The organism is Bradyrhizobium sp. USDA 4011 (assembly GCF_054063415.1).
On the sequence record NZ_JBSSGG010000001.1, the window covers coordinates 3,882,144 to 3,904,956 of the forward strand.

Sequence of the window (22,813 nt, forward strand, 5' to 3'; positions counted from 1 at the left end):
CAAGCTATTGGACTAATTCAGCTTTTCGATCGCAACCGCGACGCCCTGGCCGACGCCAACGCACATAGTTGCCAAGGCAAGCTTCCCGCCCCGCCTCTCCATGCCGTGCACCGCGGTCAAAACCAGCCGCGCGCCGCTCATGCCGAGCGGGTGACCGAGCGCGATCGCGCCGCCATGCGGATTGACGAAATCGGCATCTTCCTTGACGCCGAGCTGGCGCAGGCAGGCGATGCCCTGCGAGGCGAAGGCCTCGTTGAGCTCGATCAGGTCGAAGTCCGACACCTTGATGCCGAGCCGCTCGACCAGCTTCTTCGTCGCCGGCACCGGGCCGATGCCCATGATGCGCGGCGGCACCGCGGCCGAGGCAAGGCCGAGGATCTTTGCGCGCGGGGTCAGGCCTTGCTTCTTCACAGCAGCCGCGGAGGCCAGGATCATCGCGGCGGCGCCGTCATTGACGCCCGAAGCGTTGCCCGCGGTCACCGTGCCCGGATTGCGCACGATCGGTTTCAGCTTGGCGAGAGCTTCGAGCGTGGTCTCCGGCCGCGGATGCTCGTCCTTGTCGACCGTGATGGGACCGGCCTTGCCGCCGGGCACCTGGATCGGCACGATCTCCTCGGCGAAATAGCCCGACGCGATCGCGGCACCGGCGCGCTGCTGCGAGCGGATCGCCATCGCGTCCTGATCGGCGCGCGAGACCTGGAATTCCTCGGCGACGTTCTCGCCGGTCTCCGGCATCGCATCGACGCCGTACTGCGCCTTCATCAAGGGATTGATGAAGCGCCAGCCGATGGTGGTGTCGTAAATCTCGGCCGAGCGCGAGAAGGCTTCCGAAGCCTTGCCCATCACGAACGGCGCGCGCGTCATCGATTCGACGCCGCCCGCGATCGCGAAATCGATCTCGCCGGCACGGATGGCGCGGCCCGCGGCACCGACTGCATCGAGACCGGAGGCGCAAAGCCGATTCAGGGTCTGGCCGGGAACCGACTCGGGCATACCGGCGAGCAGCAGCGCCATGCGCGCGACGTTGCGGTTGTCCTCGCCGGCCTGGTTGGCGCAGCCGAAAAAGACCTCGTCGACCTGATTCCAGTCGAGCGTCGGGTGCTTTGCCATCAGCGCCTTGATCGGGGCCGCCGCGAGATCGTCGGCGCGCACCTTGGCGAGCGAGCCGCCGAAACGGCCGATCGGAGTCCGGACGGCATCGCAAATGAACACATCACGCATTGAATCTCTCCCTGAATGCCGCGACTTAGGCGCTGGATCGGCTGGAACTTGGGGTGAGTTTTAGGAGCGTGCCCGCGGCAGGTCAATTGACGGCACTGCGTGCCCTGCACGCATTACCGTGAGGGCTGACATAATTGGCACCGTGGACAGGGTGGAAAACCCCGACCTCGCGGATAGGACCGCGCTGCGAAATTTTGTAGTTTCCCGGCCCTCATGACCATTCAGCAGCCGATCCCCGTTCCGCCCGAAGCCACAGCCGCCGAGGCGCCGTCGCGCGTCACGCCGATGATGGAACAGTATCTGGAGATCAAGGCGGCCCACCCGGGCCTGTTGCTGTTCTACCGGATGGGCGATTTCTACGAGCTGTTCTTCGAGGACGCCGAGATCGCCTCGAAGACGCTCGGCATCGTGCTGACCAAGCGCGGCAAGCACCAGGGCATGGACATCCCGATGTGCGGCGTGCCGGTCGAACGCTCCGAGGACTACCTGCATCGCCTGATCGGCGCCGGGCACCGCGTCGCGGTGTGCGAGCAGACCGAAAATCCCGCGGAGGCAAAGGCCCGCGGCAACAAGAGCGTGGTCCGCCGCGGCGTGGTGCGGCTGGTGACGCCGGGCACGCTGACCGAAGACACGCTGCTCGACGCCCGCACCAACAATTACCTGATCGCGATCGCGCGCGCCCGCGGTTCGGCCGGCGCGGATCGCCTTGGCCTTGCCTGGATCGACATCTCGACCTCCGAATTCATGGTGACGGAGTGCTCGACATCAGAGCTCGCGGCGACGCTGGCGCGGATCAATCCGAACGAGGCGATCGTCACCGACGCGCTGTACAGCGACAACGAGCTCGCGTCGACCTTGCGCGAGCTGCCCTCGGTGACGCCGCTGACCCGCGACGTGTTCGACAGCGCTACCGCAGAGCGACGGCTGTGCGACTATTTCGCGGTCGCGACCATGGATGGCCTCTCGGCGATGTCGCGGCTGGAGGCGACTGCCGCGGCCGCGGCCGTCACCTATATCGACCGCACCCAGGTCGGGAAGCGCCCGCCGCTGTCGCCGCCGGCGCGCGAGGCCGCCGGCACCACGATGGCGATCGACCCGGCGACCCGCGCCAATCTCGAACTGACGCGCACGCTGGCCGGCGAACGCCGCGGCTCGCTGCTCGATGCGATCGACTGCACCGTCACTGCGGCGGGCTCGCGCCTCCTCGCGCAGCGGCTTGCCGCGCCGCTCACCGATGTTGCCGTGATCGCGCGGCGGCTCGATGCCGTCTCCGCCTTCGTCGCGGATTCCGCGGCGCGCGAGGACATCAGAACCGTGCTGCGCGCGGCACCCGACATGTCGCGTGCCCTGGCCCGGCTGTCGGTCGGCCGCGGCGGGCCGCGCGACCTCGCCAGCCTGCGCGACGGCATCCTGGCCGCCGACCAGGCGCTGGAGCTGCTGGCGCAGCTCAGCGATCCGCCGGCCGAGGTTTCGACCGTGATGGCGGCCCTGCGGCGCCCCTCGCGCGACCTGGCGCAGGAATTCTCCCGCGCACTCTCCGAGCAATTGCCGCTGATCAAGCGCGACGGCGGCTTCGTCCGCGACGGCTATGAGGCCGCGCTCGATGAAAGCCGCAACCTGCGCGATGCCTCGCGCCTCGTCGTCGCCGCGATGCAGGCGCGCTATGCCGAGGACACCGGCATCAAGACGCTGAAGATCCGGCACAACAACGTGCTGGGCTATTTCGTCGAGGTCACCGCGCAGCACGGCGACAAGCTGTTCGCACCACCGCTGAACGCGACCTTCATCCATCGCCAGACGCTCGCGGGACAGGTTCGCTTCACCACCGCAGAGCTCGGCGAGACCGAGGCCAAGATCGCCAATGCCGGCGAGCGTGCGCTCAATCTCGAGCTCGAGATCTTCGAGCGGCTGAGCGCGATGGCGCTCGCCGCCAGCGACGATCTGCGCAACGCCGCGCATGCCTTTGCGATGCTCGACGTCGCGACCTCGCTGGCGAAGCTTGCGATCGACGACAATTACGTGCGGCCCGACGTCGACGGCTCGCTCGGGTTTGCAATCGAGGGCGGCCGCCACCCGGTGGTCGAGCAGGCGCTGAAGCGCGACGGCCAGCCGTTCATCGCCAATGCCTGCGATCTCTCTCCGGCGCCGGGCCAGAAGTCCGGCCAGCTCTGGCTGATCACCGGTCCGAACATGGCCGGCAAGTCGACCTTCCTGCGCCAGAATGCGCTGATCGCACTCTTAGCGCAGATCGGCTCTTACGTGCCGGCGTCCCGCGCGCGGCTCGGCATCGTCGACCGGCTGTTCTCGCGCGTCGGCGCCGCCGACGATCTGGCGCGCGGACGCTCGACCTTCATGGTCGAGATGGTCGAGACCGCCGTGATCCTGAACCAGGCGAGCGAGCGGTCGCTGGTGATTCTCGACGAAATTGGCCGCGGGACAGCGACCTTCGACGGCCTGTCGATCGCCTGGGCCGCGATCGAGCACCTGCACGAAAGCAACCGCTGCCGCACGCTTTTTGCCACCCACTATCACGAGCTGACGGCGCTCTCGGCGAAGCTGCCGCGGATGTTCAACGCCACGGTGCGGGTCAAGGAATGGCAGGGCGACGTCGTGTTCCTGCACGAGGTGCTGCCGGGCTCCGCCGACCGGTCCTACGGCATCCAGGTCGCAAAACTCGCCGGCCTGCCGCCCGCCGTGATCACGCGCGCCAAATCAGTGCTGGCAAAGCTCGAAGCCCAGGACCGCGGCCAGACCGCCCGCGCGCTGGCCGACGACATGCCGCTGTTCGCCGTGCCCTCCCGCGCCGCAAGTGAGGACAAGCCGCCAAGCGAGGCGGATTTGCTGGTCGAGGCGGTGAAGGCCCTGCATCCCGACGAAATGTCGCCGCGCGAGGCGCTGGATGCGCTGTATGCATTGCGGGCGAAGCTGCCGAAGCAGTAGCCGTGCAGCCCGGATCACCCCTTCTCCTTCCCCCTGAAAGGGGGAAGGTCGGGATGGGGCTCCAGCCGAAGACGACGCTGTTTGCAGAGAGAGCAGATCCCCATCCGCTTCGCTCTGACGAGCAAAGCGACCTCCCCTTTTCAAGGGGAGGTTAGGACGCCTTCACGGCTTTCCGCCGCCCGATCTGCCACAGCGCCAGATTCCAGACGATGCAGGTGGCGAGCGCGCAGCAGAGGCCTACGGCTGAGCCAAATTGCAGCACCGCTACGTGCAGCACGGCGATGCCGAGACCGAAGCCGAGCAGGCCCCACGCGCTGTTGGCGAGCACGGCGGCGGTCGCGGGGCCGCCGATCCGCGGATGCAGGATCAGCATCATCGAGGAGAACACGATCGGGAACAGCGCGATCACGCCGGTAATGCGCGGACCGACCCAGGTCGACGCAGTGACGACCGTGCCGACCAGGCTTGCGACCAGCGCAGCGCGCAGCGGGATGTCGTACCAGCGCCGCGCGATCAGCGGCATCTTCGCGACGTGCCGATAAGGCCTGAGCAGCGGAATGCAGATCGCAAACGCTATGGCATTGAGGATCAGCCCGCCGGCGAGCGTCCACGCGAACTGGCGGATGATGGTGCCGAGCACGAGCCACAACGCGATCGCGCTTCCCGCGCTGATCCACATGCTGAAGCGCTGCGCCAGCACGACATAAGTGAGGCCCATGAAGATCGTCGCCGCATTGACCGGCAGGCTCGACAGCGCGCCCTCGGCGATGAAGGCGGCGTCATGGTCGAGCGCGAGGAAGGTGTAGGACGGCCCCGCCGAGATCGGCAGGGTTGCGATCAGCGCGCCGATCACCGGACCCGAACGTTCCGTGATGATGGACGCACTGACCACGAAGGCGGCGGCAACCGCCATGCGCAGCACGAGGAGCAGGACGAAGTGGAGTTCGGGGGACATTTCTTCTTTTCTTATCCTCCCCTGGAGGGGGAGGATCGGTTCGCATGCAGCACAGCGGAATGCAAAACGAGGTGGGGTGATCACTCAACACGGGCACTGATCGGGTGGAGAGACTTTCACCCCACCCCGCCGCTCATTGCATTCGCGTCGACCCTCCCCTCCAGGGGAGGGTAAGCGAGACGTCACACCCGCTGCATCGTCACCGAGACTTTCGGGCCGTTCTTGATGGTCTGGTAGACCACGCAATAACGCTCGGTGAGCTTCAGCAGCAGGTCGAGCTTGTCCTGCGGCGCGTCGGTGCCGACGTCGAAGCGCAGGCGGATCTCGCGGAAGCCGACCGGGGCCTCCTTGTCGACGCCGAGCGTGCCGCGGAAATCGAGATCGCCCTCGGCGAACACATTGCCGACCTTCAGCGGCACCTCGACGGCGGTCGCGACCGATTTCAGCGTGACGCCGGCGCAGGCGACCAGCGCCTCCAGCAGCATGTCGCCGGAGCAGAGCTCGAGCCCGGAGCCGCCGGTGGCGGGATGCAGGCCGGCGATCGCGAGCGCACGGCCGGTTTCGACCTTGCAGGAAAGACTTTCGCTGTCGATCGTGCCCTTGGCCTTCAGCGTGATCACGGCGGCCGAGGGGTCGGCCTTGTAGCGCTCCTTGATCGGAGCCTGCATTGCGCGGAGTTCGGCGGAGTCCATGGACTTGTCTCCCGGCTATTCTTCTTGGTCTTCGGATGTAAGACCTTCAGGAGCGGATGTCACCACCACATCGCCCCGCCGGCGCTGGATTTAGCGGTGAGATCGCGCAAGCGGTCCGGTCGAGCTGAGATGATCACACCGGCGTCGAGGAATTCGAGCGCCTTTGTTGCAGCTGGCCGGCTGCACCGAGATGATGCCGTCGTTGAGCTCCAGGCGCGCCGGGAAATTTCTGCATCGGCAGATCGGCTCGCGCGAACCAAGAAACAATCATTTAATTCAAGGAGTTAGACTTGCGATCATCGGGAAAATCTCTACCCTTCACCAGATGGCGCGGAAGTGGTCTTGCGCGAAGCGCCGCCACGAGAGCATGGAGCGGCTGTCGTCATACTTTGGTCAGTGACAGCAACAGCTCCGTCCGATATCGGATGAATGTATGGACAGCGTCGCAGCCGAAGTCCGCCCTGAAGCGGATGGTCGATTCGAGACCGAGCGGATCACCGCGGCGGTCAATGCACTCGCCGAACAGCATGCCGGCCGCGAGGACCAGTTCCGCGCCGCGATGGCGCAGCTGCTCAAGGCCGAGCTGATCGCGGCGCGCGCCACGGCGCAGGAGCTGCTGCTGAAGGACCGCCACGGCCGCCGCTGCGCCGAACGGCTGTGCTTCGTGCAGGACGAGATCATCCGCATCCTCTACGCGGCGGCGACCCGGCATCTCTATCACTCGCCGATCCCCTCGGGCGCCGAACGCATGGCCGTGGTGGCGACCGGAGGTTATGGCCGCGGGCTGATGGCGCCGGAATCCGACATCGATCTCTTGTTCATCCTGCCCTACAAGCAGACCGCCTGGGGCGAGCAGGTCGCCGAAGCCATCCTCTATTGCCTCTGGGACATGGGGCTGAAGGTCGGCCACGCCACGCGCTCGGTCGATGAATCGATCCGCCAGGCGCGCGGCGACATGACAATCCGCACCGCGATCCTGGAGACGCGCTTCCTGACCGGTGACCAGCCGCTCTATGACGAGCTGGTCGAACGCTTCGACAAGGAAGTGGTGCAGGGCACCGCAGCAGAATTCGTCACCGCCAAGCTCGCCGAGCGCGAGGAGCGGCATCGCCGCGCCGGCCAGTCGCGCTATCTGGTCGAGCCCAACGTCAAGGACGGCAAGGGCGGCCTGCGCGACCTGCATACCCTGTTCTGGATCGCGAAATACGTTTACCGCGTGCGCGAAACCGACGAGCTGCTGGAGCGCGGCGTGTTCGACGCGCAGGAGTACCGCACCTTCCGCCGCTGCGCCGACTTCCTGTGGTCGGTGCGCTGCAATTTGCACTTCTTCGCCGGACGCGCCGAGGAGCGGCTGTCGTTCGACATGCAGCGCGAGATCGCGGTCCGCCTCGGCTACACCTCGCATCCCGGCATGCAGGACGTCGAGCGCTTCATGAAGCACTACTTCCTGATCGCCAAAGACGTCGGCGACCTCACCGCGATCCTGTGCGCCAAGCTCGAGGAGGAGCACAACAAGCCGGCGCCGGTGCTGAGCCGGATGGTGGCGCGGCTGCGGCCGGGCACCAAGCGGCGGCGGGTGGCCGGCAGCGACGACTTCATCGTCGACAACAACCGCATCAACCTCGCCGCCCCTGATGTCTTCAAGCGCGATCCGGTCAACCTGATCCGTATCTTCCGCCTCGCGCAGCAGAACAACCTCGCCTTCCACCCCGACGCGATGCGCACGGTGACGCGCTCGCTGAAGCTGATCAACACCCAGCTGCGCGACAGCGAGGAAGCCAACCGCCTGTTCATGGAGATCCTGACCTCGAACGACGCGGAGACCGTGCTGCGGCGGATGAACGAGACCGGCGTGCTCGGCCATTTCATCCGCGCCTTCGGCAAGATCGTGTCGATGATGCAGTTCAACATGTATCACCACTATACGGTGGACGAGCATCTGCTCCGCTGCATCGGCTTCCTGCAGGACATCGAGCGCGGCGGCAACGAGGAGTTCACGGTCGCCAGCGACCTGTTCCGCAAAATTCGTCCCGAGCACCGCCCGGTGATCTATATCGCGACCCTGCTGCACGACATCGCCAAAGGCAGGCCTGAGGATCATTCGATCGCTGGCGCCAAGGTGGCGCGGCGGCTCTGCCCGCGGCTCGGCTTCTCCGCGGCCGATACCGAGCTGGTGGCATGGCTGATCGAGGAACATCTGACGATGTCGACGGTGGCGCAATCGCGCGATCTGTCGGACCGCAAGACCATCGAGAATTTCGCCGCCGTGGTGCAATCCGTCGAGCAGATGAAGCTGCTCACGATCCTGACCACCGCCGACATCCGCGGCGTTGGCCCGGGCGTCTGGAACGGCTGGAAGGCGCAGCTCCTGCGCACGCTGTATTACGAGACCGAGCCGGTGCTGACCGGCGGCTTCTCGGAGGTCAACCGCGCCCAGCGCATCACGGTGGCGCAGGCCGAGTTCCGCCGCGCCTTCACCGAATGGCCGGAGGTCGAGCTCAACGCCTATATCGGCCGGCACTACCCGGCGTACTGGCTCAAGGTCGAGCTGCAACGCAAGATCCGTCAGGCGCGCTTCATCCGCGCCAGCGAGCAGGCCGGCCACAAGCTCGCGATCAATGTCGGCTTCGACGAGGTCCGTGCCGTCACCGAGCTCACGATTCTGGCGACCGACCATCCCTGGCTGCTGTCGATCATCGCCGGCGCCTGCGCCTCCGCCGGCGCCAACATCGTCGACGCGCAGATCTACACCACGACCGACGGCCGCGCGCTCGACACCATCTCGATCTCGCGCGAATACGATCGCGACGATGACGAAGGCCGCCGCGCGACGCGGATCGGCGAGATGATCGAACAGGTGCTGGAAGGCAAGCTCAGGCTGCCCGAGGCGGTGGCGAAGCGCGCGGTGCGCAGCAAGGCGCGGCCATTCGTCGTCGAGCCCGAAGTGACCATCAACAACCAGTGGTCCGACCGCTACACCGTGATCGAGGTCTCCGGCCTCGACCGCCCCGGCCTGCTCTACCAGCTGACCACCGCGATCTCGAAGCTCAACCTCAACATCGCCTCGGCGCATGTCGCGACCTTCGGCGAGCGCGCCCGCGACGTGTTTTATGTCACCGACCTGCTCGGCGCCCAGATCACCGCACCGACCCGGCAGGCCGCGATCAAGAGCGCGCTGCTGCATCTGTTGTCGACCGAGGACCAGGCGGCGAAGCCTGCGGCGTGAAGGGCCGCTCTCCACCCGTCGTGCCCAGATGCGCCATTGCGCGTCTGAGGAACTGAGCCCGGAATCCATCAGGGCCGGGGCTAGACGGGGAGTGGATTCCGGGCTCTCACGGAGGCTGTTGTCGGACCCGTTTTGCGCGACCCAGGCGTGAGCAGCCAGCGCGTCGGTCCCGGCAGCCCGCCGGACTTGGATCCAGAGCGGGCTACGACCCTGGATCCGGCACGTTCAATTGCGGCTGCAGGGCCGCGAGGCTTGCCCCCAGCAAGGCCAGGTAGCTCGCCTGACAGAGCACAACGCTCAAGTCGAAGACATCGAGCAGATCGATCCACGAATTGTCGGCCTGCACGGTCGCTGCTTGCTTGCCGCCGTCGATCACGGAAGGCTGAAAGCTGCGGTTACGTCTCTGCGGTGTCGTCTCGCGCGCGACGTCGTCGGAGCAAAGGATCAGATGCAGGCGCGCGTTGGGCATTTCAATCTCCCGTCTCTGATTGGCGATTGCTGAACCCCGAAAGGCCTCTACTGTCATCGAGTTACCCAAGAAGCGTAGCCACCGGGAGGAAACGGGCCATTGAACGGAGGTTGATCCAGCCGTTACATTCGGATGGGGACGACATACTTTGGTTTAGCCGCAACCTGGGCCTGAGTTCGTGCGGCGATTGCGCCTTCCGCGCGACCTCACGCGATGCGCGTGGATCGCCAAAAATCGCCCCAACGATCCCGTTCGGACGTCGAGAAAGCTGCTAGGATGCAATTCGTTAGGAGGGCGACGTTGTCGCCGCCGATGGTAGCGGTCACCTAGCGACGCAGCGCGGTCTACGACGGCCGAGTGCTGGACGGCCGAGTGCTGGATAGCCAAGTGCTGGTGCTGCCGATGATGCGCATCCCGACCACGAGGCCCTGGTCGGCCGAGCAATGGCTGCTCGGCGGCATGATGCTGGCTTTGGCCGCAACCTGCATCGGGCTGCTGCTTGGTCCGCAGCCTGCAGCTTCTGCCCATCTGATTGCCCTGGCGCTGCTGATCGCGTCGCTTGCCGCCGCGTTTCTGATGATGGGGGTGGTGGGGCGCACCCACAGGCAGATGGAAGCCATGTTGCGCGGCCGGGCCAGCGGCGAAGAGCGCGCGGTAGAGGCCCTGCGGAACAGCGAAGCGCAATGGAAGGAGGTGTTCGAGCACAACCCGGTCATGTACTTCATGGTCGACGCCACGGGTCTCGTGCTGTCGGTCAACACGTTCGGCGCGGCACAACTCGGCTACACCGTCGACGAATTGCTTGGACAATCCGTGCTGCGGGTCTTTGCCGGCGAAGACCATCAGACGGTCCAGCGCAACGTCGCGGCGTGCCTCGACAACATCGGCCAAACCCACAATTGGGAAATCCGGAAGGTCCGCAAGGACGGTTCAAGACTTTGGGTTCGTGAAAATGCCAAGGCCGTGCGGCGGCAGGACGATCGATTGATCGTCCTGATCGCATGCGAGGATATCACCGAGCGCAAACAGGCCGAAAACGCGCTGCAGCAGAGCGAAATGTACCTGAGCGAAGCCCAACGATTGAGCCACACCGGCAGCTTTGGCTGGCACGTCGCCAGCGGTGAGGTGATCTGGTCGGAAGAGACGTTCAGGATCTTCGGATTCGACAGGGCTCCTTCCATCAAGCATGCCACGGTCCTTCAGCGCATCCATCCGGATGATCGCACCCGCGTGCAACGGACCGTCGACGGTGCCTCGCTCGACGGCAAGGACTTCGAGCACGGCTACCGATTGCTGATGCCGGACGGCGCGATCAAATATGTTCACGCCAGGGCGCATGCGGTGACCACCCCCTCGGGCGACACCGAATTCATCGGAGCGGTCACCGACGTGACCGCCCGCAAGCGAGCCCAGGCGGAGTTGCATGAAGCGCAGACCAACCTCGCGCACGTCACGCGCGTGACGGCACTCGGCGAGCTCGCCGCATCGATCGCTCATGAAGTGAACCAGCCGCTTGCCGCCGTGGTTGCCAACGCTGCGGCATGCCTGCGCTGGCTCAACCGGGCGGCTCCCGATCTGAATGAAGCGCGCGGGGCGGTCAGGTCGATTATCAGCGACGGCAACCGGGCCGGCGAGGTCATCCAGCGTGTCCGCGCCCTGGTGAACAAGACAACCGGTCAGATGGCGCCGCTCGACATCAATGAAGCCATCAACGAGGTGATCGGCCTGGTGCAGCATGAACTGCAGAGCCACCTTGTATCCCTGCAGCTGGACCTCGCTGCCGCGCTCCCGCCCGTCGTCGCCGACCGCATCCAGCTGCAACAAGTCATCCTCAACCTCGTCGTCAATGGCATCGAGGCAATGCAGCCGGTCACGGACAGGTCACGGGAGCTCGTGATCCGGACCCGCCATGACGATGCCGGGCAGATCCTGGTCACGGTCACCGACTCTGGTGTCGGAGTTGCGACGGAGAATGCCGAGCGGCTGTTTGATGCTTTCTACACCACCAAAGCCAGCGGCATGGGAATGGGGTTGTCGATCTGCCGCTCGATCGTCGAAGCCCACCGAGGGCGCCTGTCCGTGTCCAGAAATATCGGCCCCGGCACGACGTTCCAGTTCACCCTGCCGCTGCGTCAGGAGAATCATGCATGGTGATTGGACGCGCGGCATCGCCCTCCGCCCTCGCGAACGTCGAGGATCCGATCGTGTTTATCGTCGACGACGATTTGTCGGTGCGAGACTCGCTGAGCAATCTTTTCCGGTCGGTCGGCCTGCGGACCACGGCGTTCGGGTCGGCCCATGAATTTCTGCAGCACACGCTCCCCGATGTTCCGAGCTGCCTGATACTGGACATCAGGCTGCCCCGGCTGAGCGGCCTAGACTTCCAGGCGGAGCTGGCCAGGGCCGACATTCATATTCCGATCATCTTCATGACCGGCCATGGCGATATCCCGATGACGGTCAGAGCCATGAAGGCCGGAGCCGTCGACTTCCTGACCAAGCCGTTCCGCGATCAGGACATGCTGGATGCCGTCACGACCGCGATCGAACGCGACAGAACGCGCCGCCATGAGGCCAGGACGGTCGCGAACCTGCGCGCAGCCTTCGCGACCCTGACCCCTCGCGAGCGCCAGATCATGAGCCTCGTCACCGCGGGGCTCATGAACAAGCAGGTCGCCGCCGAAATCGGCGTAGCCGAGATCACAGTCAAGATACACCGCGGGCACATTATGCGGAAAATGGCCGCGAAGTCGTTGCCCGATCTGGTCAGGATGGCGCAGATCCTCGGGATCAAGCAGGCATCCGGCGGCGCGCAAACCTAAGTATGATTCTCCGGCCGCGGCCGACGACGCACTGTGGCTGCGTGGCCGCATGCACCAGAGGCCCCTCTGGCCGTTCCAGGAAAGCCCTCCTTGTCCAACCCGGTGATATCAATCGTCGACGATGACATGTCGGTGCGCACCGCGACCGACAATCTGGTCAGGTCGCTGGGCTACGCGGTCCAGACCTACGCGTCGGCCGAAGAATTCCTGCATTCGCCGCAACTGAACGACACCTCCTGTGTGATAGCCGATGTCAGGATGCCGGCCATGAGCGGGCTCGACCTGCAGGCGCGCCTGATTGCCGACGGCCGGCGTCTTCCGTTCATTTTCATCACGGCCTTCTCCGTCGAAGCCGATCGGGCCCGAGCCATGGAGGCGGGCGCGATCTGCTTTCTGATCAAGCCGTTCGACGGAGATGCGCTGGTCGAATGCCTCGATGCTGCTCTCGCACAGCATGGCACAGCGACGCGCGGGTGAGTTCAAATCGAGTATACGCAAGGATGATGCCGAGAAACATCTGGACAAGTTGCACATCGACCGTGGCAGCGCGAGATTTCGCGGCGCCGTCCCTCAAGAAGGCCGACGGCGACGACAGCATCAGACATTTTTGATTGGCAAATGGCAGTTCCTCGGAGGGAAGTCGCCATGCGTACGGAACCGCGCTGCGCCCAGTGTGACAGTGAAGATGCCAAGATCATCTGCCTGCGAAATCCGGCCGGTGAACGCTACTGCGGACGGCTCTGTCTTCACAAGGGTCAGGAGAACTTCATTCGCTGGCTTTGGCGCGCGAATGCGGAGGCAGCATCATGACCGGCCGTTGCGGGAATCCAGGATGCCGGCGGCCCTTCGGACTGATCCGGCACAGCTGGTATTTCGAGCAGTTCTGCTCGACGAAGTGCCGCGAGATCTACAAGCGGCAGATGGAGCGCAACAAGGTCTATTGGAAGTGGCTCTATCCCCTCCGAGAACCGGCGGCTCATCGGAAAAGCTGATCTGACGGCGAAGGCCAGATTTTTGTTTGACGCGTTTTCTTCACGCGAACCGGCGGCCATTTCGCTCGAAACCGCGCCAGCAACGCTCAAGGAGATCCGATGACGACGGTCGATGCGATGCTGGTGGGAGCGATCCTCGCGTGGGTGCCTTCGCTCATCGTATTCCTCTACATCGTGCGCGATCTGCGCAACATGCCGCGCGAGAATCTCGATTGATCGCCTCACTGCGGCCGAGGTCGGCCGCTATATCTCAACGCCCTCGTGGCGCAGCAGCCAGCGCTTGCGCTCCAGTCCGCCGCCATATTTGACCAGCGAGCCGTTGGCGCCGATCAGGCGGTGACAGGGCACGACGACGCTGATCGGGTTGGAGCCGTTGGCGTGGCCGACCGCGCGCATCGCGTTCGGCACTTTCAGCCTCATCGCCAGCGCGCCGTAGCTCATGGTGGTGCCCGGCGGAATCTTCGGCAACGCGTGCCAGACCTTCTGCTGGAACGGCGTGCCGGCGACGCGCCATTCGACATCGGTCAGGCGATCGAGATCGCCGTTGAAGTAATCGCCGAGCGCCTTGCGCATCGCAGCCGGCGCGCGGCCGTCCCGCAGCGTCACGGCGCCATAGTGCAACCGCAGCAGGTCGAGCATTCGCGCTTCATAATCGTCCCAGTCGAGCGCACGCAGCACGCCATCGTCATCGGTCACCAGCAGCGCAGTGCCGATCGGCGTCTTGAGGCGGTCGAGGTTGAACGTCTGTGCGGTCTTGCGGTCGGCCATATCGGTCACTCTGGAACGTCATTGCTCTCGAAACAGGTCGCTCGGCATACAATTCACCGTGCGCGTGCTAGCGTCCACCCGAATTCCGGTGAGGAGACCCGATATGTGCAGGCGGCGCCCGCCGCACTCGCGTTGATCCTGCTCTGGCTCGCCTGACGCGACATCGCGCGCAGGAGCATCGCCTTGCAATGCCCCCGCCCTTCCTCCATCATCCCTGATAACGGTGACATCCGCGGGTTTGAGCCTTGCGGACAAGATCACCGGCAACATGGGAGGTCACGGACATGAGGAGCGTGCAATTGCTCGCTGCGACAGCGCTTGCCATCGCGTTGTCGGTTACATCGGCTACCGCGCAGAAGAAATACGACATCGGCGCGACCGACACCGAGATCAAGATCGGCCAGACCGTGCCGTTCTCGGGCCCCGCATCCGCCTATGCCGGCATCGGCAAGACCCAGGCGGCCTACATCAAGATGATCAACGATCAGGGCGGCATCAACGGCCGCAAGCTGAACCTGATCCAGTATGACGACGCCTATTCACCGCCGAAGGCGGTCGAGCAGGTGCGCAAGCTGGTCGAGGGCGACGAGGTGCTGTTCACCTTCCAGATCATCGGCACGCCCTCAAATGCCGCCGTGCAGAAATACCTGAATGCCAAGAAGGTGCCGCAGCTGCTCGCCTCCACCGGCGCCTCGCGCTTCTCCGATCCGCAGAACGCACCCTGGACGATCGCCTTCAACCCGAACTACCAGTCCGAAGGACGCATCTACGCCAAATACATCCTGGCCAATCATCCCAATGCCAAGATCGGCATCTTCTACCAGAACGACGATCTCGGCCGCGACTACATCACCGGCCTGAAGAGCGGGCTCGGCGACAAGGCGGCCAGCATGATCGTCGCCGAGGCGTCCTACGAGCTGACCGACCCGACCGTCGATTCCCAGATCGTCAAGCTGAAGGCCGCCGGCGTCGACCTGCTCTATAACGCGTCGACGCCGAAATTCGCAGCTCAAGCGATCCGCAAGGTCGCGGATCTTGACTGGCACCCGGTGCACATCCTCGACATCAATGCGAGCCCGGTATCGGCAACGCTGAAGCCGGCCGGCCTCGACATCTCGAAGGGCATTATCTCGACCAATTACGGCAAGGACCCGGCCGATCCGCAGTGGAAGGATGATCCCGGCGTGAAGGCCTATTTCGCCTTCATGGACAAGTATTACCCGGAGGGCGACAAGCTCAACACCGTCAACACCTACGGCTATTCGACGGCCGAGCTCCTGATCCAGGTGCTCAAGCAGTGCGGCGACGACCTTACCCGCGAGAACCTGATGAAGCAGGTGACCAGCCTGAAGAAGTTCGTGCCGAGCCTCGCACTGCCCGGCATGTCGATCACGACCGGACCGAACGACTATCGCATCAACAAGCAGATGCAGATGATGAAGTTCAACGGCGAGCGCTGGGAGCTGTTCGGCCCGATCATCGAGGACACCGGACCGGCGGGCTAACGGCTTCGAATATTGAGACCCGTCATGCTGAGGAGGCCGCGCAGAGGCCGTCTCGAAGCACGACGGCCCGACCGGGGCCGTTGATCCTTCGAGACGCCTGCCTTGCAGGCTCTCAGGGATGACGGGGATAATGCAGGTGGCGGTCTCGATCCGCTTCGCTGACAATGCGCGGCGCCCGCTTTTTGCATCGCCCCCTACTTTCGTTGACTGAAAACGCTCACCTTTTCGGCATTGCTCGTCTTGCGTCGCAGCAACGGTTCCTCCAGTATCCCGGCCCAGCGATGGCGACCGCGGGACCTTGAACCCGCGGACAAGATCATCGGCCAATCATCAGTCACGTGAGGGAAACAGCATTATGAGGAATGGGATTTTCCACTTGGTCACGGGAACGGCGCTCGCGATCGCGCTGTCTGCAACGTCGGCCTCCGCGCAAAAGAAATACGATCCCGGCGCGAGCGATACCGAGATCAAGATCGGCCAGACCGTCCCCTTCTCCGGCCCGGCTTCCGCCTATGCCTCGATCGGCAAGACCCAGGCGGCCTATTTCAAGATGATCAACGATCAGGGCGGCATCAACGGCCGCAAGATCAACCTCATCCAGTATGACGACGCCTATTCGCCGCCGAAGGCCGTCGAGCAGGTGCGCAAGCTCGTCGAGAGCGACGAGGTGCTCTTGACCTTCCAGATCGTCGGCACGCCGTCGAACGCCGCGGTGCAGAAATATCTCAACGCCAAGAAGGTGCCGCAGCTGTTCGCCGCCACCGGCGCCTCGAAGTTCACCGATCCGAAGAACTTCCCCTGGACGCTCGGCTTCAATCCGAACTACTTCGTCGAAGGCCGCATCTACGGCCAGTACATCCTGAAGGAGCATCCGAACGCCAAGGTCGGCGTGCTCTATCAGAACGACGACCTCGGCAAGGATTATCTGAACGGCATCAAGGCCGGCCTCGGCGACAAGGCCGCCAAGATGATCGTGGCCGAAGCCTCCTATGAGGTCTCCGACCCGACCATCGATTCCCAGGTGATCAAGATCAAGGACGCCGGCGCCGACCTGTTCTTCTCGGCCTCGACGCCGAAGCAGGCAGCGCAGGCGATCAAGAAGATTGCCGAGCTCGGCTGGCATCCGGTCCACATCGTCGACATCAACGCGACCTCGGTCGGCGCCGTATTGCAGCCGGCGGGCTTGGAGGCCTCCAAGGGCCTGATCTCGACCAACTACGGCAAGGATCCCGCCGATCCGCAGTGGAAGGACGATCCGGGCATGAAGCGCTATTTCGACTTCATGGCCAAGTACTATCCCGACGGCGACAAGAACTCGAACTTCAACACCTACGGCTACTCCACCGCCCAGCTGATGGTGCATGTGTTGAAGCAGTGCGGCGACGAGCTGACGCGCGAGAACGTGCTGAAGCAGGCCACCAACCTGAAGAATGTCGAACTCGACATGGCGCTGCCCGGCATCAAGGGCAACACCACGCCGAACGACTATCGCGTCAACAAGCAGCTGCAGATGATGAAGTTCAACGGCGAGCGCTGGGAGCTGTTCGGCCCGATCCTCGAGGATGCCGGCCCGGCGGGCTAGTCGTTCGCGCAGAGTTGAGATGCAATCGGCGGCCTCCAGGCCGCCGATTGTTTTTGGGGCTATGCCCGTCATTGCGAGGAGCGATAGCGACGAAGCAATCCATCTCTCCGCAAGCCGAGACATGGATTGCTTCGCTTCGCTCGCAATGACGGGAAGGTGCACTGCGCTCCCTCACCGTCACCCTGAGGAGGCCGCAACGCGGCCATCTCGAAGGGTCGGCGGCCCGACTGTGGCGGTACATGCTTCGAGGCTCGCCCCGCTCGCGCCTCAGCATGACGGGGAAGGAGATCAGCCGCCCTCGCGCTAGTCCGACCTCACGTCGGAATCTCGCCGAAATTCTTCCCGACCGGCAGCACGGCGTGTCGGATCAACCGCGAATCCTCGACACCGGCCTGGCGGTGCTTCACCGCCTCGCGATAGACCGGATCGCGGATCATTTCGACGAAGGCGGCAACGCTTGGATACTCGGCGATGAAACAGTGATCCCAGCGCTCCTCTTGCGGACCGATCAGCATCAGCTCGAAGCGGCCCTGCCAGACGATGCGCCCGCCGAGGCGTTCGAACACCGGTCCGCTCTCGCGGCCATAGGCGGCATAGGCCTCCGCGCCGGTCGCCTTGCGGCCGTCGGGATAGGCGGCCCATTCGCGCAACCGCACCAGATTGAGCATGTGGATCGGGCCCGGCCGGTTGTTGTCCCGGAATTGCGCAAACACGTCCTTGGTCGGATCGATATGGCCCATGCGGTGCTCCTTTGTTTTGTTGTTCCATCTCTATGTAGCACGCGCCGCCTCACCTCCTAATCCCCCGTTAAGCTTTGCGTAACCGCCCCTTAAACCGGGAACGCTAGCGTGCGCCCTGTCAGGGTGTGAGCGTTGCGGATGGCGTGGGGACGTAAAAAAGGCGGTGCGCGCAAGGAGCCGCTGTTCGGGCTTCCGGCCGCGCTTGCCGACCTCAGACTGTCGCCCTCCGATCGCGTTCCAGGCGGCGGCGACGATACGCCCGCCAAATCCAAACCCAAAAGCAGCGATTCCGGTAGTGAGAAACCGCGCCAGTCGCGCAGCGGCAGCAAGCGGCGCAGCAAGTCCCGCGGCTTTGGGATCGGCCGGCTGTTCTATTGGACCGCGGTGCTCGGCCTGTGGGCGGGCATCGCCGTGATCGGTGTCGTGGTGTGGGTCGGCGCGCATCTGCCGCCGATCCAGTCCCTGGAAATTCCCAAACGTCCGCCGACGATCCAGATCGTCGGCATCGACGGCAGCGTGCTGGCGCAGCGCGGCGAAATGGCCGGCGCCAACATCGCGTTGAAGGACCTGCCGCCCTATCTGCCGAAGGCTTTCATCGCCATCGAAGACCGCCGCTTCTATTCGCATTTCGGCGTCGACCCGCTAGGCATCTTGCGCGCAGCCGTCACCAATGTGCTACATCGGGGCGTCTCGCAGGGCGGCTCGACCTTGACCCAGCAGCTCGCCAAGAACCTGTTCCTGACCCAGGAACGCACCATGCAGCGCAAGCTGCAGGAGGCCGAGCTCGCGTTGTGGCTGGAACGCAAGCATTCCAAGAATGAGATCCTCGAGCTCTATCTCAACCGCGTCTATTTCGGGTCCGGCGCCTACGGCGTCGAGGCCGCAGCCCAGCGCTATTTCGGCAAGTCGGCGAAGAACGTGACCTTGCCGGAAGCCGCGATGCTCGCGGGCCTCGTCAAGTCGCCGTCGCGGCTGGCGCCAAACCGCAACCCTGAGGGCGCCGAGCAGCGCGCGCGGGTCGTGCTCGCGGCGATGGCCGACGCCAAGTTCATCACCGAAGCGCAGGCAAAAGCCTCGATCGGCCAACCCTCGATTGCGGTGAAGCCGGCCGGCGCCGGCACCGTGAACTATGTCGCCGACTGGATCGGCGAAGTGCTCGACGATCTGGTCGGCCAGATCGACCAGGACATCGTGGTGCAGACCACGATCGATCCGAAGCTGCAGAACGTCGCCGAAGCCGCCGTGATCGACGAGCTCGCCGCCAAGAGCGTGAAGTTCAATGTCAGCCAGGGCGCGCTGGTGGCGATGACGCCCGACGGCGCGGTGCGCGCCATGGTCGGCGGCCGGAACTATGCCGAGAGCCAGTATAATCGCGCGGTCACCGCGAAGCGGCAGCCGGGCTCGTCGTTCAAGCCGTTCGTCTATCTCACCGCGGTCGAATCCGGGCTGACGCCGGACACGATCCGCACCGACGCGCCGCTCGACATCAAGGGCTGGAAGCCGGAAAACTACACCCACGAATATTTCGGCTCGGTGACCTTGACCCAGGCGCTGGCGATGTCGCTGAACACGGTGGCGGTGCGGCTCGGCGTCGAGGTCGGCGCCAAGAACGTGGTGCGCACCGCGCACCGGCTCGGCATCTCCTCCAAGCTCGAGCCCAACGTCTCGATCGCGCTCGGCACCTCGGAAGTGTCCGTGCTGGAGCTGGTCGGCGCCTATGCGCCGTTCGCCAATGGCGGCTACGCCGTGTCGCCGCATGTGGTCACCAGGATCAAGACCAGCTCGGGCAAGCTGCTCTACGATCGCCCGGCCGATCCACCGAACCAGGTGATCGAGCCGCGCTATGATGCGATGATGAACAGCATGATGCGCGAGACGCTGATCTCGGGCACCGCGCGCAAGGCCGAAATCCCCGGCTGGACCGCGGCCGGGAAGACCGGCACCAGCCAGGATTATCGCGACGCCTGGTTCATCGGCTACACCGCCAAGCTCGTCACCGGCGTCTGGCTCGGCAATGACGACAATTCGCCGACCAAGAAGGCGACCGGCGGCGGACTGCCGGTGGAAGTATGGACCCGCTTCATGAAGGCCGCGCATCAGGGCGTGCCGGTCGCGGCGATCCCGAACTCGCAGGGCAGCTGGGCCCCGGCGAACCTGATGCAGATCTCGTCGCAGATATCAGCGCCTTCAGCACCGGCGGCGCCGATGCAGATTCAACCGCCGATGCAGGCGCCAGCGCCCGCGCCGGTCCCGTCGGGCGGCGGCTATTATCGCCAGCCACCTCCGACGCCGGCCCGCGCCTCGGCGCCACCCAACCCGAACGCGCGGCCCGAAGCGGCGGCGGGGCTCGACGGCTGGCTGGCGGATCGATTGTTTCGGTAGGCCGATATAGGCTTTAGCCGGGCCCAATTTCGGCTGTCATCCCCGCGAATGCGGGGATCCAGTACGCCGCGTTACAATTGGAATACTGGATCGCCCGCTTTCGCGGGCGATGACACAATAACCGGGGCGAAGGGTTCGCCTACTCCTGAATCCCGTAGCGATGCAGGTCGTTGCCGTAGGTGTCGAGCCAGTTCTTGGCGCGCGTGACCGACGCGCAGACCTTGTCGACCACCCGCCAGAACCGCGCCGAGTGGTTCATCTCGACGAGATGCGCGACCTCATGGGCGGCGAGGTAATCGAGCACGAAGGGCGGCGCCAGGATCAACCGCCACGAGAACGACAGCGAACCCGCCGAGGTGCACGAGCCCCAACGGCTCGACTGATCGCGGATCGATATCCGCCGCACGCGTACGCCGAGTTCCGCGGCGTGCAGCTGCGCCGCCTTCTGCAGATCCTTGCGCGCCTCGCGCTTGAGGAAGTCATGCACCCGGCGATCCATGTGCTCGACGCCGCCGGCGACGCAGAGGATCTTCTCGCCGCTGTCGCGCGTCTCGGTCCAGACCGTACCGCGCTCGCCCGAGCGATGCACCAGACGATGCGGCACACCGCGCAACGGCACCACAGTGCCGGGCTGAAACGGCGCGGCCTTCGGCAAGCGGCCAAGACGGGCGGCGATCCAGCCGCCATGAATATTGGCGAACTCCTTCGCCTCCACGATCGTGCCGCGCGGCGGCATGGTCAGGATCGCTTCGCGATCGGTTGGATGAATCCTGAGCGTATAGCGGCGCGCGCGCCTATGCCGGCGCAGCCTGACGGTGAAGAACTGGGAGCCGTGTCTGACCAATACGGTCGCGGGTTCGGCAGGCCGCCGATAGAGGAGCGCGCGAGTAGCCATTTCTGAGAGTCCGGGGAGCAGGAGTTCGCCCGAACTTTGCCATATCCGCCGCCAGGGAAAGCGCTCGGCGCAAAAACAAATCATTTGCCCAATATACAGGGGTTGGCCGTTAATTGACCTCTACCGGCAGGGGGCGGAACCGGATTTTTTCTGATGAATCGGAGTCACGAAAAAGGCCCAAGAGATGAAATTAAATTCATCACTTGAGCCTTGGCTGATTTGAGATTCTTTTAGTTAAACCAGTGACTTGCGCGACCGCGATAAACGCGGCCGGGGCGATACCTATTCGGCCGCGGCGACCAGGGAAAGCCGCGTATTGGCCGCCGAAACCATGAAATCGGAGATCCGCGGCACGATTTCGGAGCGGAACCGCGAGCCGTTGAACACGCCGTAGTGCCCGACGCCCTTCTGCACGTAGTGCACGCGGCGATGGTTCGGAATTGCGGTGCAGAGCGCGTGCGTTGCCTCGGTCTGTCCGAGGCCGGAGATGTCGTCCTTCTCGCCTTCCACCGTCATCAGCGCGACGCGGCGGATCTTCGACGGATCGACCGGCTTGCCGCGATGGGTCATCTCGCCCTTCGGCAGCGCGTGCTTGACGAACACGAGGTCGACCGTCTGCAGGTAATACTCCGCGGTGAGGTCCATTACCGCGAGATATTCGTCATAGAACTCGCGGTGCTTGTCGGCGAGGTCGCCGTCACCCTTCACCAGATGGGCGAACAGCGCCTTGTGTGCGTCCATGTGCCGGTCCAGGTTCATGCTGATGAAGCCATTGAGCTGCAGAAAGCCCGGATAGACGTCGCGCATCACGCCGGGATGCGGGAACGGCACCTTGGTGATGACATGGTTGCGGAACCATTCGATGCCGCGCTCTTCCGCGAGGTTGTTGACCGCGGTCGGATTGCGCCTCGTGTCGATCGGGCCGCCCATCAGCGTCATCGACAGCGGCACGAACGGATCGTTGTTCGCCTCCATGACGGAGACGGCCGCAAGGACCGGCACCGAGGGCTGGCACACCGCGATGATGTGCATGTTGCCGCCGAGTGTGTGCAGCATCTCGATGACGTAATCGACGTAATCGTCGAGATCGAACCGCCCTTCCGCGAGCGGCACCATGCGCGCGTCGGCCCAGTCGGTGATGTAGACTTCATGCGTCGGCAGAAACGCCTCGACCGTGCCGCGCAACAGCGTCGCATAATGGCCCGACATCGGCGCCACGATCAGCACGCGGGGCTGCGGCGCGCGCAATGGACGGGTCAGTTTTCGATCGAAGTGCAACAGGCGGCAGAACGGCTTTTCCCAGATCGAGCGAACCTCGACCGCCGTACGGATACCGTTGACCTCGCTCGTCGGCAGATTCCAGTCCGGCTTGCCGTAACGGCGCGTGGTGCGCTCGAACAATTCACAGCCGGCCGCGACCGATTTGCCGAACTCGGTGTGTGACCACGGATTGAGCGGGTTCTGAAACAGGATCTTGGTGGCGTCGGTCACCGCACGCGCGGGATTGAGCGACGCATGCGCCATCTCATACATCCAGTATAGCGGCGTCGTGAGTGCCGGACTGGCTTCTGCCACTAGTGGCGGAGCACCGCCAAATTCACCGATGGGCATAGTATTTCAGACC

The 22,813-nt window shown here is 64.5% G+C and carries 17 protein-coding genes; 8 read left to right on the forward strand and 9 right to left on the reverse strand.

Annotated elements, in window-relative coordinates; translation table 11 throughout:
• Positions 1-12 precede the first annotated feature (12 nt).
• Positions 13-1,221 (reverse strand): 3-oxoadipyl-CoA thiolase, encoded by a 1,209-nt coding sequence (gene pcaF / locus ACVW1C_RS18135; RefSeq protein WP_456759594.1) that lies wholly within the window; start codon positions 1,219-1,221, stop codon positions 13-15.
• A gap of 213 nt (positions 1,222-1,434) precedes the next feature.
• On the opposite strand from pcaF, the gene mutS reads away from it, so the two are divergent.
• Positions 1,435-4,161: a DNA mismatch repair protein MutS gene (gene mutS / locus ACVW1C_RS18140; protein WP_456759595.1), complete on the forward strand. Its 2,727-nt coding sequence runs from the start codon at positions 1,435-1,437 to the stop codon at positions 4,159-4,161.
• A gap of 151 nt (positions 4,162-4,312) precedes the next feature.
• On the opposite strand, the gene ACVW1C_RS18145 is transcribed toward mutS, so the two are convergent.
• Together ACVW1C_RS18145 and ACVW1C_RS18150 are read right to left on the reverse strand one after the other, a co-directional pair.
• Entirely contained in the window at positions 4,313-5,116 is an 804-nt protein-coding gene (locus ACVW1C_RS18145) for a hypothetical protein (protein ID WP_456759596.1), read from the reverse strand.
• A gap of 182 nt (positions 5,117-5,298) precedes the next feature.
• A complete protein-coding gene (locus ACVW1C_RS18150) occupies positions 5,299-5,808 on the reverse strand; it encodes an OsmC family protein (protein ID WP_456759597.1) in 510 nt (169 codons plus the stop codon).
• A gap of 433 nt (positions 5,809-6,241) precedes the next feature.
• On the opposite strand from ACVW1C_RS18150, the gene ACVW1C_RS18155 reads away from it, so the two are divergent.
• Positions 6,242-9,034, forward strand: coding sequence for a [protein-PII] uridylyltransferase (locus tag ACVW1C_RS18155; protein WP_456759598.1), 2,793 nt, complete (start codon positions 6,242-6,244; stop codon positions 9,032-9,034).
• 202 nt (positions 9,035-9,236) lie between these two features.
• Here the strand turns inward: ACVW1C_RS18155 and ACVW1C_RS18160 are convergent, their stop codons facing one another.
• The gene (locus ACVW1C_RS18160; protein ID WP_456759599.1) at positions 9,237-9,503 is read right to left on the reverse strand and encodes a hypothetical protein; all 267 of its coding nucleotides are present in this window, start codon (positions 9,501-9,503) and stop codon (positions 9,237-9,239) included.
• 387 nt (positions 9,504-9,890) lie between these two features.
• Here ACVW1C_RS18160 and ACVW1C_RS18165 point away from each other — a divergent pair, with 387 nt between their 5' ends.
• The 3 genes from ACVW1C_RS18165 (at position 9,891) to ACVW1C_RS18175 (ending at position 12,802) form a co-directional block, all read left to right on the forward strand.
• Entirely contained in the window at positions 9,891-11,657 is a 1,767-nt protein-coding gene (locus ACVW1C_RS18165; RefSeq protein ID WP_456759600.1) for a PAS domain-containing sensor histidine kinase, read from the forward strand.
• Positions 11,651-12,325, forward strand: a complete 675-nt coding sequence (locus ACVW1C_RS18170; protein ID WP_456759601.1) for a response regulator transcription factor — start codon at positions 11,651-11,653, stop codon at positions 12,323-12,325. The genes ACVW1C_RS18165 and ACVW1C_RS18170 overlap by 7 nt, the downstream gene beginning before the upstream one ends.
• A 102-nt stretch (positions 12,326-12,427) precedes the next feature.
• Positions 12,428-12,802, forward strand: a complete 375-nt coding sequence (locus tag ACVW1C_RS18175) for a response regulator transcription factor (RefSeq protein WP_176534787.1) — start codon at positions 12,428-12,430, stop codon at positions 12,800-12,802.
• 278 nt (positions 12,803-13,080) lie between these two features.
• Here the strand turns inward: ACVW1C_RS18175 and ACVW1C_RS18180 are convergent, their stop codons facing one another.
• Both ACVW1C_RS18180 and ACVW1C_RS18185 read right to left on the reverse strand, forming a co-directional pair.
• The gene (locus tag ACVW1C_RS18180) at positions 13,081-13,407 is read right to left on the reverse strand and encodes a hypothetical protein (RefSeq protein ID WP_456759602.1); all 327 of its coding nucleotides are present in this window, start codon (positions 13,405-13,407) and stop codon (positions 13,081-13,083) included.
• Positions 13,408-13,560: 153 nt separating this feature from the next.
• On the reverse strand, positions 13,561-14,085 hold the full coding sequence (locus tag ACVW1C_RS18185) for a methylated-DNA--[protein]-cysteine S-methyltransferase (RefSeq protein ID WP_456759603.1): 525 nt from the start codon (positions 14,083-14,085) through the stop codon (positions 13,561-13,563).
• Positions 14,086-14,369: 284 nt separating this feature from the next.
• Between ACVW1C_RS18185 and ACVW1C_RS18190 the strand changes: the two genes are divergently transcribed.
• Together ACVW1C_RS18190 and ACVW1C_RS18195 are read left to right on the forward strand one after the other, a co-directional pair.
• A complete protein-coding gene (locus ACVW1C_RS18190) occupies positions 14,370-15,590 on the forward strand; it encodes an ABC transporter substrate-binding protein (RefSeq protein WP_456759604.1) in 1,221 nt (406 codons plus the stop codon).
• Between the two features lie 355 nt (positions 15,591-15,945).
• On the forward strand, positions 15,946-17,172 hold the full coding sequence (locus tag ACVW1C_RS18195) for an ABC transporter substrate-binding protein (protein WP_456759605.1): 1,227 nt from the start codon (positions 15,946-15,948) through the stop codon (positions 17,170-17,172).
• 314 nt (positions 17,173-17,486) lie between these two features.
• Here the strand turns inward: ACVW1C_RS18195 and ACVW1C_RS18200 are convergent, their stop codons facing one another.
• Positions 17,487-17,912 carry a DUF1330 domain-containing protein gene (locus tag ACVW1C_RS18200; protein WP_456759606.1) on the reverse strand — a complete coding sequence of 142 codons (426 nt, stop codon included), beginning with the start codon at positions 17,910-17,912 and terminating at the stop codon, positions 17,487-17,489.
• A gap of 138 nt (positions 17,913-18,050) precedes the next feature.
• Between ACVW1C_RS18200 and ACVW1C_RS18205 the strand changes: the two genes are divergently transcribed.
• A complete protein-coding gene (locus ACVW1C_RS18205) occupies positions 18,051-20,294 on the forward strand; it encodes a transglycosylase domain-containing protein (protein ID WP_456759607.1) in 2,244 nt (747 codons plus the stop codon).
• 139 nt (positions 20,295-20,433) lie between these two features.
• On the opposite strand, the gene ACVW1C_RS18210 is transcribed toward ACVW1C_RS18205, so the two are convergent.
• Both ACVW1C_RS18210 and ACVW1C_RS18215 read right to left on the reverse strand, forming a co-directional pair.
• Entirely contained in the window at positions 20,434-21,273 is an 840-nt protein-coding gene (locus ACVW1C_RS18210) for a M48 family metallopeptidase (RefSeq protein WP_097671176.1), read from the reverse strand.
• Between the two features lie 198 nt (positions 21,274-21,471).
• Positions 21,472-22,800: a polyhydroxyalkanoate depolymerase gene (locus tag ACVW1C_RS18215; protein ID WP_456759608.1), complete on the reverse strand. Its 1,329-nt coding sequence runs from the start codon at positions 22,798-22,800 to the stop codon at positions 21,472-21,474.
• Positions 22,801-22,813: the final 13 nt, after the last annotated feature.

Excerpts from the sequence above, each read along its gene's own strand:
- ACVW1C_RS18195 (WP_456759605.1), top strand. The coding sequence starts at position 15,946 with ATGAGGAATGGGATTTTCCACTTGGTCACGGGAACGGCGCTCGCGATC.
- ACVW1C_RS18190 (WP_456759604.1), top strand. The coding sequence starts at position 14,370 with ATGAGGAGCGTGCAATTGCTCGCTGCGACAGCGCTTGCCATCGCGTTG.
- ACVW1C_RS18215 (WP_456759608.1), bottom strand. The coding sequence starts at position 22,800 with ATGCCCATCGGTGAATTTGGCGGTGCTCCGCCACTAGTGGCAGAAGCC.
- ACVW1C_RS18210 (WP_097671176.1), bottom strand. The coding sequence starts at position 21,273 with ATGATTTGTTTTTGCGCCGAGCGCTTTCCCTGGCGGCGGATATGGCAA.
- mutS (WP_456759595.1), top strand. The coding sequence starts at position 1,435 with ATGACCATTCAGCAGCCGATCCCCGTTCCGCCCGAAGCCACAGCCGCC.
- ACVW1C_RS18150 (WP_456759597.1), bottom strand. The coding sequence starts at position 5,808 with ATGGACTCCGCCGAACTCCGCGCAATGCAGGCTCCGATCAAGGAGCGC.
- ACVW1C_RS18200 (WP_456759606.1), bottom strand. The coding sequence starts at position 17,912 with ATGGGCCATATCGATCCGACCAAGGACGTGTTTGCGCAATTCCGGGAC.
- ACVW1C_RS18170 (WP_456759601.1), top strand. The coding sequence starts at position 11,651 with ATGGTGATTGGACGCGCGGCATCGCCCTCCGCCCTCGCGAACGTCGAG.
- ACVW1C_RS18160 (WP_456759599.1), bottom strand. The coding sequence starts at position 9,503 with ATGCCCAACGCGCGCCTGCATCTGATCCTTTGCTCCGACGACGTCGCG.
- ACVW1C_RS18205 (WP_456759607.1), top strand. The coding sequence starts at position 18,051 with ATGGCGTGGGGACGTAAAAAAGGCGGTGCGCGCAAGGAGCCGCTGTTC.
- pcaF (WP_456759594.1), bottom strand. The coding sequence starts at position 1,221 with ATGCGTGATGTGTTCATTTGCGATGCCGTCCGGACTCCGATCGGCCGT.
- ACVW1C_RS18145 (WP_456759596.1), bottom strand. The coding sequence starts at position 5,116 with ATGTCCCCCGAACTCCACTTCGTCCTGCTCCTCGTGCTGCGCATGGCG.
- ACVW1C_RS18155 (WP_456759598.1), top strand. The coding sequence starts at position 6,242 with ATGGACAGCGTCGCAGCCGAAGTCCGCCCTGAAGCGGATGGTCGATTC.
- ACVW1C_RS18185 (WP_456759603.1), bottom strand. The coding sequence starts at position 14,085 with ATGGCCGACCGCAAGACCGCACAGACGTTCAACCTCGACCGCCTCAAG.